This window comes from Aporhodopirellula aestuarii, assembly GCF_023701485.1.
In the GTDB taxonomy this organism is placed as follows: Bacteria; Planctomycetota; Planctomycetia; order Pirellulales; family Pirellulaceae; genus Rhodopirellula; species Rhodopirellula aestuarii.
This window is the reverse complement of the sequence record NZ_JAMQBK010000122.1, coordinates 1-11,713: the sequence shown is the minus strand read 5'-3', so window position 1 is coordinate 11,713 and position 11,713 is coordinate 1. Positions and strand designations below refer to the sequence as shown.

The window sequence follows — 11,713 nt, the reverse complement described above, 5'->3', positions numbered from 1 at the left end:
TCCCGTACTCAAATTCGTAGCGTGTTGCCTTTCAGGCATAAGAATCCGAACACGCAGGAGGCAGCCGCCATGATGGCCCAGTGAGTTTTGTTCAGGTGTGTCGCGTAGTGTCGCAATTCATACCACGAGTCCCAAAACCAATCGGTGACCGAGAAGGCAAGTACGAGGTAGTCGATCATGATTTGATCCTCAGAAAGCTCAGACGAAAATGGAATTCCGTCCAACCATAGGTCACAGCGAACGGTGATACGCCGGACGCCAAAAAATCATGAGAATCACGCCTCCAGAAATCTCCTCAGAGGCGGAGAAAATGCCCTCAATCCCTACAATCCGGAGATTTGGGGCGAAAGAATTTCCAGAATTTTCGATCTCAGTCCAGAGACCTATTGCACGAGACGATGGCATGGATATACTTCCACGCACCTGAGCCAAGGAGCCTTCAACGTTCCTTTTCTCGGTGTCTTCGGTTGCGATAAAATCGATCGCAATCAAGGCGCGGTAGCTCAATTGGTTAGAGCCCCGGACTGTCGATCCGGAGGTTGCGGGTTCGAGTCCCGTCCGCGTCGCTTGCCCAAAAGCTTGGTTCACGAACCAAGCTTTTTTTATGCGCGGGCCGAACTCCACCAAGACCAGCCCGACGTGCGAGTTTTGAAGTCGCGCTTTTTGGATGAGGCGTTGGTTTAGGTAACCCGCTGCGTCAGCNNGCTGACGCAGCGGGTTACCTGAGAAGCGCAACTTCCAAACGTGCGAGCGAGGGATAATCAGCGTTCAGATTTCGAATTCCGCCCTCACGTGCCGAATGCTTACTCGGATCTGCAGTCGTTCCCGCCTGGGTTGCGCGACGAGTTAGTAGGGCCGGTTCCCACGGCCGTGATCCAGCGTGAGTGGTGGGACGTTTATTTAGCCGCTCCTTGCCGGTCAGCAAGGAGACACGCACCCACCTAATGCAAACCCGCTACTTCTTGGCCATCCGCCGTCCCGCGAATTGGTCCACGCAAATCAATGAACCGCTCTCCAAACGAGAACTCGATGCGGTTGGCGAGTCGGTCATTCGCAATCGACCGTTGCGTGACGAACTCGCTCTGAGGCCAACCGACCGTTAATTGATTTGCCATTGTATTAGCAGGGAACGGTGATACCCTGACATGTTGGCCTGCGCGATAGGTACATTCAGGTACCACCAATGGGTTTCGACCGTATAGACGGTTGAGAACTCGCTTTTCGCAATCCGCTGATTGCTCTGGTCGAGGATCCCCTCTGACAGACAAACCGCAGCAGGCCTACCGATGGCCAAAGGAGGCGATCATGGTTGGTGGTTTCGCTAAGACCCCAAATAATGCAACGAATGATTTTTCGTATTCGAGCTATCCGTTTGTCAAACGTTTTCTGACGAATCCAATCGTTTTAGAGAGTGGCGTTTCTGAATGGGGCGTGCTCAATGCGACCGCGTCAGCAGAGCAATTGCCTTACGCTACGACGTTTCAATCCGTGCCGAGTTCATTCCGGATTGATCCGGAACACGTGACGGTCTCGCCCCCACTCGTTCTTAATGAACCGTCCTCCCTTTATCGCTTCGAGGCTTGTTCGTTTTCATCCCGCACGGAGCCTTTGTCATGAAATGGAATCAAGTCAAACACCATTGGCCGGCAGTGCAAGAAAGCGTCAAACGCACTTGGGGACGAATCGATGAGACCGACTTGGTGATGATCCACGGTGAGCGTGATTTGTTCATCCGAGTTCTTGCTCAAAGGTATGGCTATTCGGAGCTCGTTGCTCAAAACAAAGTAGACGCCTTTATCGAACATTTAAAGCCAGAGAGTAGGAGCGCGACGCGAACATCCCGGCTCTTTCAACTATTGCAAGACTGCTGGGGCCATGTCCATGCGACAGGTCGCCGCTAACACCGATCAGTGGATTGATTTCATGGGCGGCCCTCTCGAAGGTGATCGGCGACATCAATCGGCAACGACGAAACACCCGTTTGCTGATGCTGTATCGTTCGTCACGCGTGAATCCTTCCACAGCGAGATCATCACAAATGCTAAACCTCTCTACAGAAAACGGTTTGCCCATCGTGGCGTTGTATGAAATCGACGCGTCACCTGGATTGCTCTATCGCGCGTATGCAGGATCCATTGGCGACTGTGCTTTTGGCGATGGGGTAGCGAATCTCGATTGACGCACGTGACACAAGTATTGAACGGAACCTTTAGGAAAAACTGGATGGAACGCATGGAAGGAAAATCGCTTTCGACAGGGCTCGCAAAAGGAGTTGCCGTTGTGGTGGGCTACGAATTGCAGCGGACAATCACGTTGCCGGATCCCGATCTATCCGAGTCGATCTCAAGAGCATCCGTCTCAGTTGAATGCGATCGCATGGACGACGCACTGGAACGATCCAAACGCGACCTCCAGGATCTCGAAGTTCTCGCGTCCGACCAACCTTCGATCGCCGAAGCGGTCGAATTGGTGTCTGCCCACGCGACAATGGCAGGCGAGATTGCTTCGTTGGTAAAGCACCGGATCTCGAACGATCTGGTTGGCGTTGAAGAGGCGTTGGATTCTGTCATCTGCCAAACCGTTAGTCGCTTGACCAAGATTGACAGCGATTATCTTCGCGAACGTGAAACGGATGTTCGCGATATCGGTCAACGCATGATGCGGCATCTATTGGGTCTGACGCCGACCAACCTAGCTGATCTTCCACAAAACGCGATCATCGTTGCCCGCGAACTCGCCCCGTCCGATGCGATTGCGCTGGCAAACTCGGGAATCGCTGGCATTGTGACGCAGGCTGGAGGAACACTCGGACACACTGCCATCATCGCCCGATCACTGGAAATCCCCGCCGTCTCGGGCATCTCCGCTGTCACTCAGCGAATCACCGGCGGGATGACTCTCTTGGTTGACGGTGAGGCGGGCATCGTCACTGCTGAGCCCAGCGAAGATCAACTGTCCCTTTTCGAAGCTCGAATTGAGGAAGCCAACCGCCTGTCCGACGCGAATGACGCGAAGAACACGGGGCCCTGCCATACTCTCGATGGGACCGAGATCACTCTTTACGGAAATGTGGGGCTGTCTGCCGATGTAGACCAAGTCCTTCGTCGCGGGATGGCAGGAGTCGGATTGTTCCGCACCGAGTTCCTCTACCTGCAGTCCAAGCAACGACCTGACACTGAGACACAGCGTCGCCTATACGCCCAGATGTCAAAACGACTTGACGATCGGCCACTGGTCATCCGCACCTTCGACCTGGGCGGGGACAAACTACCACCTTTCCTATCGCTTGATGACAACGTCGATCCATCCAGCCTGAGTTTACGTGGCCTGCGATTCTCGCTTGCCGAAAAGCACTTACTTCGCTCGCAATTGAACGCGATCGTCCAGGTTGCCCAAGAAGCCGACGTCAGAATCATGTTTCCGATGGTGATTGGCGGTCATGATTTTGCTCAAGCGATAGCCATGGTCGAAGAAGTCATCGAAGAGCTCAACGCACTCAAGCGACCGCAAATCGGTGCCATGATCGAAACACCTGCCGCGCTATTCTGCTTGGACGAGATTCTCGAACTCGCGGATTTTGTCGCCGTCGGCACTAACGACCTCACGCAGTATCTGTTGGCTGCTGACCGGGAATTATCAGCCGAGAACGAACAGGTGACCGCAATGCACCCGGCGGTCTTGCGGGCAATCCATCAAGTGGTGATTGCTGCCAAACGGTGGGACTGCCCGGTATGCGTTTGTGGCGAAGAAGCGGGTGATCCGGAATTAGCTGAACTTCTGATCGGGCTCGGGATTCAAGAGTTAAGCGTCAGTCCTTCGCGGGCCGCAGTTCTCTGGGCAGCTATAGGGCAAATCGATGTGACAACTGCGAGTGTCCTCGCGCAACGCGCACAAATGTGTCGCAGCCCCCACGAAGTCTGCAAACTACTGTCTCTAGAAAGCCGACAGGAACTCTTTCATGAGCCAAGTAACCGATCGCCCCATTCGGTTGGCACGTGCTCATGATCCAGAGACGATCTGATTCGTTGTTACTGCAACCTTGCGATGTTCATCCGTCTCAGGTTGGCCTCCAAGTAATCGGCGTATTCAATCCGGCCGTTGCGATGCTCGGTGACGAATACTGCATGCTGGCTAGAGTTGCCGAGCGTCCATCCGAACTGCGAGCCGGGTGGACACCACTTCCGAGATGGCGGTCTGGGACGACGGAGGTGGACTGGATCCGGGACGAAGACTTGACCCACGTGGATGCACGCGTTGTTGCGATGAAGAACAGCGGTGACCTACGTTTGACATCTGCTTCCCACTTACAGATTTTTCGCTCGATGAATTCGGGCGGTGAGCGTTGGGAGGCCGTCGCTGCCTTGCTCCCCGAAGGTCCGTGGGAAGAGTATGGCATTGAAGATCCACGGATCACAAGAATCGACAACACCTACTGGATCACTTATGTCGCGGTATCGCGATCAGGTGCGGCGACGGCTCTGATGTCGTCAACCGATCTTTTAACCTTCCACCGGCATGGGATCATTTTTCCGAGCGAGAACAAAGACGTCGTTTTGTTCCCCGATATGATCGCGGGCGACTTTGTCGCCTTGCACCGTCCGAATCCCAATTCGCACTTTTGCCCCCCACAAATTTGGCTGGCTCGTTCGCCCGACATGATTCACTGGGGCCGTCACGAATTCGTTCTGGGCGGAGTGCACGCTTGGGAGGGAGACCGCGTCGGAAGTGGAACACCGCCGATTTTGTGCGATGAGGGTTGGCTCACGCTTTACCACGGCAGCACTCGCTCGACTTCCGTCGGCACCGTGGGTTGTTACTCCGCGGGTGCCCTGTTGCTCGATCGCGATCAGCCAGGGCGTGTGTTGGGCCGGTCGAGTGAACCGATCATGCAGCCGACTACCGCTTTTGAACTCAACGGATTTGTTCCAAACGTTGTTTTCCCCACCGCAATGTTGGATCGCGGTGATGAACTTCAAGTGTTTTATGGAGCCGCCGACGCCTGCGTCGCCTCGGCCTGTTTCTCAAAGCAATCCGTCCTGGATTCGCTCCAACGAAAAACCTCAGCAGAATATTACAATGAAATCACCTGATCTTTTGAAAATTGCCTTTGTTGGCGACTACCTGCCTCGCAAATGTGGTATCGCCACTTTCACTCACGACCTACGAATTGGAGTCGCCAGAGAGTCCTGCGCGGAGTGCATCGTGGTCACGATGGACGACACCGAAGGTGGTTACGCCTATGACGGTGAAGTTCGATTTCAGGTTGCCGAACAAGAACTGGATGAGTACCGATCGGCAGCTGACTTCCTGAATTTTAGCAATGTGGATGTCATCTCGTTGCAGCACGAATTTGGCATCTATGGCGGGCCTTGTGGAAGCCACATTTTGGCAATGCTTCAAGACGTTCGGATGCCAGTCGTCACGACACTCCACACCGTATTGTCGGAGCCCAGCCAAACTCAGCGTGCGGTGATGATGCAGCTCATACGTTTGTCAACGCGACTGGTCGTGATGACCGAGCGAAGCCGCCAAACATTGCTGAACACCTACTCGGTCGACAGCGAACAAGTCGACCTGATCGCGCACGGAATCCCCGAGGCACCCGAGACGGATCAAAGCGTCCTTAAAGAACAGTTCGGTGTCGAGGACAAAACCGTTGCACTCACCTTCGGATTGCTTTCACCGGGCAAGGGGATCGAGCATGTCTTGAAAGCGATTCCGGAGATTGTCGCCAAGTTCCCTGATTTCATCTACATCGTCCTGGGAGCGACTCATCCGAGCTTGCTTCGCGACCAAGGCGAACGCTATCGAATCAATTTGGAACGGATGGCCAAAGAATTGGGTGTATCCAAGCATGTCAGTTTCTACAACCGATTTGTTGAATTGGAGGAACTGACAGAGTTCATAGGTGCCGCTGATCTGTACATCACACCCTATCTGAATGTTCAACAAGCCGTCTCGGGAACGCTTGCCTACGCGTTCGGTTGTGGCCAGGCAGTGATCTCCACACCCTACTGGCACGCCGAAGAACTGCTCGCAGATGGACGCGGGGTGCTTGTCCCATTCGCGGATCCCTCGGCGATTGCGAGGGAGGTGATCGGGCTGCTCGGCGACGACGATCGGCGTCTGGCGATGCGGAAACAGGCCTATCAATTGGGGCGTAGCATGACGTGGGACCACGTTTCGCAGTTGTACATCGACTCGTTCAATCGGGCACGAGATCAACGAACCGTGGCCTTGAAACCGCTCGCAGTCCGCACACTGGATGAGCAACCATTGGCGTTGCCACAAATGCAACTCGACCATTTGCAGCACCTGAGTGATTCCACCGGCGTCATTCAGCACGCCATCTATTCCATTCCCGATCACACACACGGCTATTGCACGGATGACAACGCCCGGGCCTTGATCCTGACCGTTTTGCTAGAGGAACAAGGCAAGGATTTGCCTGAAGTGCGATCGCTGGCATCGCGTTATGCCGCCTTCCTCAATCACGCGTTCAATCGTGACACCGGGCGGTTTCGCAATTTCCTAAGTTTCGATCGAAAATGGCTCGAAAAGGACGGGTCGGACGATTCGCAAGGCCGCGCCTTGTGGGCGTTGGGGACATGCATCGGTCGATCACGCAGCGCAGGCTTGATTGCCTGGGCTCGCGAGGTATTCCATCAGGCTCTTCCTGCCTGTGAGCAAACCACTTCACCGAGAACATGGGCATTGGCCATCATCGGCATTCATGAATACTTGCGTCGCTATAGCGGTGATCGTGTTGCCGCTGCGATGAGCCAGCAGCTAGCAGATCGGCTAGCCAACATGTACGAAGCCAATGCAACCAACGAGTGGCCCTGGTTTGAAAACATCGCAACCTACAACAACGCGAAACTTTCGCAAGCGTTGATCACGAACGGTCGTTGGTTTGACGATCAGCGGATGGCTGACATCGGGCTGAAATCACTACGTTGGCTTTGCGAAATTCAACTCTCGCCGCAAGGAAGGTTTCGTCCGATTGGTTCAAACGGCTTCAGCCGCGAAGGCGAGGTGGCGGCTGTGTTCGATCAACAGGCCATTGAGGCCCATGCGATGGTCTCGGCCTCGATCGAAGCCTTTGCCCTCAACAAGGACGCCTTCTGGTCCGAACAAGCTCACTTGGCATTCGACTGGTTCTTGGGACGCAATGATCTGGGCCAACCGATTTACGACCCCTCAACCGGCGGTTGTTTTGACGGCTTGATGGAGAATCGAGTCAATGAAAACCAGGGCGCTGAGTCGACACTCGCATTCCTACTTTCTCTCGCCGAGATGCGCGGCCTCAGTGCCACGATGCGCGTCGCCTCAACCCCAACGCACTGAACTAACTTGCCAATCAAACGAACCGGAATCGTTCTCTCGCCAAACAAGCAACGAGTCGTCCTACGACCGTTCCAGCCCCCTGGTGATGACCGTGTGCTGCGCGTCATCGGACGCGTCTGCACCTTGTCAGAAACACAGGTCGATCAACAACTCGCTCACGTCATGGAAGAGTTCCACGGGCGACACCAGAAACCCATGCCCTACTTTGAACAAAGGTTCCGGGACCTCAAACACCATCTCCTCACCGATTCGCCGCTGAGTGACAACAGGCGTTTGCTTTTGGGAGCGTATTTCACCCAAGAGTACGCTTTGGAATCGGCGGCATTGTTCAATCCTTCGCTCGTGTGGCATCCCGACCAATCCGATCTTCCGGCAGGATCTCGCCGCTTTGCAATGAGTTTGCGAGCAGTCGGAGAGGGACACATCTCCTCCATCGTCTTTCGCAGTGGAACGATCGACAGCAACCTAAAAATCGAGATCAATGAACCAGTGCGGTTTGTCACGACACCGCGATTCGTCCCCGATTCCTGCTACGAGAATGATCTCTTTCGCCGCAAACTCATCGAACTCGGTCTTGGGAACACGTTCACCTACGAAGTGCTCGCGGCACTCCCTGAGGAATTCACGCTGGAAGAACTGGAGACACGCTTGCAGGCTTCGCTGCGTGAACATCGCTCGATTCACAATGAACTCGCGCCGTTGGTTGAGCGAGTTGTGATGTTAGCGAAATCGAATTACGAAATTCAATACACACCCGATCACGAACTTTCTGAGCGAGTCATTTTTCCGTTCAGCCCAACGGAAAGCAATGGCATCGAAGACGCACGATTCGTGCACTTTCAGGAAGAGGACGGCAGCAGTCGATACTATGCGACCTACAGCGCCTACGACGGGCAACTCGTCTTGCCGCAACTCCTGGAAACCAAGGACTTCCTCCGTTTCAAGATGCACACTCTCAACGGTCCCGCCGTCGCCAACAAGGGCATGGCATTGTTTCCTCGGAAGATCAACGGCCACTATGCAATGCTGGGACGCCAAGACGGCGAGCATCTGTTTTTGATGTATTCCGACATGCTCTACTTCTGGCACACCAGCGAATTGATCATTAAGCCCGCGATGCCTTGGGAATACGTCCAGATGGGCAACTGCGGCTCGCCGATCGAAACGGACGCCGGCTGGCTCGTCCTCACCCACGGAGTCGGCCCGATGCGTAAGTACTGCATCGGCGCAATGCTGCTGGATCTGCATGACCCGTCCAAAGTCATTGCACGATTGAGTGAACCACTGGTCACTCCCAATGAAGTCGAGCGAGAAGGATATGTTCCGAATGTGGTCTACACCTGCGGTTCGCTCATTCACCAAGACCACCTTGTCATCCCCTACGCGATGTCTGACTACGCGACGACGTTTGCCACCATCGAAGTCAAAGAACTGCTGGCATCGATGACATAATTGCCAAACGTTTCCCGATCACCCCGCCATTCACTACCGGATCAATGCGATCCGTCCGGTGCTGCGAAATCGGTGGGCTCGCGCGCGACGTCTACGTCAAATCATTTGCGGAACGATACCGATGAAAACAGCATCTCGAACAGCGAGCGAGTATCGCTGGTGGGAAACCGGGGTGATCTACCAAATCTATCCCCGCTCGTTCCAGGACAGCAATGCGGACGGGGTGGGTGACCTCGGCGGCATCGAAAGACGACTGGATTATCTTGTCAGCCTTGGGATCGATGCGATCTGGATGTCACCGATCTATCCGTCTCCGATGGCCGATTTCGGCTACGACGTGGCTGACTATTGTGACATCGATCCAATTTTCGGCGATTTGCATGCGTTTGATCACTTGCTAGCGGCCGTTCATGCTCGGGGACTCAAGCTGTTGCTGGATTTCGTCCCCAATCATTCGTCGGATCAACACCCTTGGTTCGTAGAGAGCCGATCGTCTCGCGATAACCCTAAAAGAGACTGGTATATCTGGCGCGATCCATCACCAGATGGAGGACCACCCAACAATTGGATCAGCGATTTCGGCGGCTCGTCATGGGAATGGGACGCGACGACCCAGCAATTCTACCTGCACGCGTTTCTTCCCCAGCAACCTGATCTCAATTGGCGTCACCCCGAACTTCGCGACGCGATGATGGGGGTTCTGCGGTTTTGGTTCGATCGGGGCGTCGATGGGTTTCGCATGGACGTTCTTTGGCACATCGTCAAAGACGTGGACCTACGTGACAACCCGATCAACCCCAACTGGACACCGATCCGTACCCAGCGTGATCGGTTGATTCAATTGCATTCAACCGATCAACCAGAAGCTCACGAGATTGCAGCGGAGTTTCGAGCCTTGGCCGACAGCTATGGCGACCGTGTTTTGATCGGTGAGATCAGTTTACCCAACGAGCGTCTCGCCCGTTGGTTCGGCACGAAAGAGCGTCCTCAGGTGCATTTGCCGGTCAACTTTCACCTGATCGAAAGCGAATGGAATGCCGAATCCCTGGCTCAGATGATTACAGACTACGATGCATCACTTCCGGAATTCGGATGGCCAAATTGGGTACTCGGCAGTCATGATGCACGTCGCATCGCAGCACGGGTCGGTGACGCTCAGTCCCGAGTTGCCGCCATGTTGTTACTCACCCTTCGCGGCACGCCGACGCTTTACCAAGGCGACGAGATTGGTATCGGCGAAGTACCCATTCCTCGTGATCGAGTTCGTGACCCGCAGGATTTGCGGCAACCAGACCTGGGGATCGGTCGCGATCGCTCCCGCACCCCCATGCCGTGGAACGATTCTGCCCACGCCGGATTCAGTACCGTCGATCCGTGGCTTCCGCTCAACCCCGATTGGCGTCGGCGGAATGTTGCATCGCAAGATCAAGACCCCAAATCACTTCTATCGCTGTACCAAACATTGCTTGCACTCCGGCGAACGCACACTGCGTTGGCAATCGGTGCCCTGGTGAACGTTGAGTCCACCGGCGATGTGCTTTCCTTTGTTCGACAGCATGACGACGAGCGACTGTTGATCGTTCTAAACATTGGCAACCACTCCCAGACGCTGCCAATCCCCAACGAGACCGTCAACGCCAAATTACAGTGTTCGACAGCCGCACCACAGACACTTGATGGCACGCTTGCGCCAAACGAAGGCCTCATCCTGCAACTAATCAGGCAACCCTAAAATGCGAATTGCAATGTTGGCTCCAATCGCTTGGCGCACTCCACCAAGAGCCTACGGCCCTTGGGAACTCGTCACCAGCATGCTGACCGAGGCACTCGTCAAACGCGGCGTGGATGTGACTCTTTTCGCCACGCTCGATAGCGAAACATCAGGAAAGCTCGATGGTGTCGTTCCGGCACCCTACGGCGACGATCCATCAATCGACGCGAAGGTCTGGGAGTTCCGTCATCTCGCCCACCTGTTTGAACAAGCCGACCAGTTTGATCTGATTCATAACCAGGCGGACTTTCCTGCTCACGCCTTCGCCCGGCTGATCGACACGCCGATCGTCACGACCATCCACGGCTTCTCATCCGATCGCATCTTGCCGATGTATCTCGAATACCAGGATGTGGTTCACTACATTGCGATCAGTGATGCAGATCGCCATCCGAGCTTGCGATACGCTGCTACCATTCATCACGGCATTCCGATCGACGACTTCCCTTTCGTTTCCAAGCGCAGCGAAGAACTGCTCTTCTTTGGCCGAATCCATCCTGATAAAGGTGCAGCCGAAGCGATCACGGTAGCACGTCGCAGCGGACGACATCTCCACATGTACGGCATCGTTCAGGACCGAGAATATCATGAATCGCATGTTGTGCCCGCCAACGATGGTACGCACGTGACTTATCACGGGGCGGTCGGTGGAACGCAGCGGCTCGACGCGTTGGGAAACGCGAGAGCACTGTTGCACCTGATTAACTTCGACGAGCCATTCGGTCTCTCGGTAATCGAGGCGATGGCTTGTGGAACGCCCGTCATTGCTTCCCGACGTGGATCGATGCCAGAGCTGATTGAGCATGGCGTCACGGGTTTTCTGGTCGATAGCCTCGAAGAAGCCGAACAAGCGATCGAGCGTATCGACGAGATCGATCGCTCCACCGTTCGCCGGTCCGTCGCGGAACGTTTCTCAACCGATCGGATGGCCGACAATTACCTGACTGCGTATCACCGCATCCTTGCGGCGCGAACATGAGCACGCGGCGATCCCCTAGAAAAGAAAAGGTACGGAGAGCAGAGGAATAAAGGGTCGCGGACGTTTTCTCGACTCTCCGGCGTCACGCTTGCGTGCTGTCGTTTTAGTTGTTTCGAAAAGTCTCGTGAGCCGACAGCGCTAGCTCTTAGGTTTAGTCGCATTTT

At 54.9% G+C, this 11,713-nt stretch carries 10 protein-coding genes and 1 tRNA gene; 9 read left to right on the top strand and 2 right to left on the bottom strand.

Features of this window, described 5'->3' with window-relative positions; all coding sequences use genetic code 11:
* Positions 1–8: 8 nt before the first annotated feature.
* The gene (locus NB063_RS30890; RefSeq protein WP_250933489.1) at positions 9–179 is read right to left on the bottom strand and encodes a hypothetical protein; all 171 of its coding nucleotides are present in this window, start codon (positions 177–179) and stop codon (positions 9–11) included.
* A 313-nt stretch (positions 180–492) separates the two neighbouring features.
* Here NB063_RS30890 and NB063_RS30885 point away from each other — a divergent pair.
* Positions 493–566 (top strand) — tRNA-Asp (locus tag NB063_RS30885).
* Positions 567–941: 375 nt separating this feature from the next.
* Here NB063_RS30885 and NB063_RS30880 read toward each other — a convergent pair.
* A complete protein-coding gene (locus tag NB063_RS30880; RefSeq protein WP_250933487.1) occupies positions 942–1,115 on the bottom strand; it encodes a hypothetical protein in 174 nt (57 codons plus the stop codon).
* Positions 1,116–1,613: 498 nt separating this feature from the next.
* On the opposite strand from NB063_RS30880, the gene NB063_RS30875 reads away from it, so the two are divergent.
* From NB063_RS30875 to NB063_RS30840, 8 genes are all read left to right on the top strand, one after another.
* Positions 1,614–1,901, top strand: a complete 288-nt coding sequence (locus NB063_RS30875; protein ID WP_250933485.1) for a CsbD family protein — start codon at positions 1,614–1,616, stop codon at positions 1,899–1,901.
* Positions 1,902–2,038: 137 nt separating this feature from the next.
* Complete coding sequence (locus NB063_RS30870) at positions 2,039–2,179, top strand: hypothetical protein (RefSeq protein ID WP_250933482.1); 141 nt, start codon at positions 2,039–2,041, stop codon at positions 2,177–2,179.
* A gap of 44 nt (positions 2,180–2,223) precedes the next feature.
* On the top strand, positions 2,224–4,005 hold the full coding sequence (gene ptsP, locus NB063_RS30865) for a phosphoenolpyruvate--protein phosphotransferase (protein WP_250933480.1): 1,782 nt from the start codon (positions 2,224–2,226) through the stop codon (positions 4,003–4,005).
* Positions 4,002–5,090, top strand: a complete 1,089-nt coding sequence (locus tag NB063_RS30860; RefSeq protein WP_250933478.1) for a glycoside hydrolase family 130 protein — start codon at positions 4,002–4,004, stop codon at positions 5,088–5,090. Before ptsP ends, NB063_RS30860 begins: the two co-directional genes overlap by 4 nt.
* Complete coding sequence (locus NB063_RS30855) at positions 5,077–7,347, top strand: glycosyltransferase family 4 protein (protein ID WP_250933475.1); 2,271 nt, start codon at positions 5,077–5,079, stop codon at positions 7,345–7,347. The genes NB063_RS30860 and NB063_RS30855 overlap by 14 nt, the downstream gene beginning before the upstream one ends.
* A gap of 6 nt (positions 7,348–7,353) precedes the next feature.
* Positions 7,354–8,799, top strand: coding sequence for a glycoside hydrolase family 130 protein (locus NB063_RS30850; protein WP_250933472.1), 1,446 nt, complete (start codon positions 7,354–7,356; stop codon positions 8,797–8,799).
* A gap of 121 nt (positions 8,800–8,920) precedes the next feature.
* Positions 8,921–10,531 carry an alpha-amylase family glycosyl hydrolase gene (locus NB063_RS30845; protein WP_250933470.1) on the top strand — a complete coding sequence of 537 codons (1,611 nt, stop codon included), beginning with the start codon at positions 8,921–8,923 and terminating at the stop codon, positions 10,529–10,531.
* A 1-nt stretch (position 10,532) separates the two neighbouring features.
* Positions 10,533–11,549: a glycosyltransferase family 4 protein gene (locus tag NB063_RS30840; RefSeq protein WP_250933468.1), complete on the top strand. Its 1,017-nt coding sequence runs from the start codon at positions 10,533–10,535 to the stop codon at positions 11,547–11,549.
* The last annotated feature ends 164 nt before the right edge of the window (positions 11,550–11,713 follow it).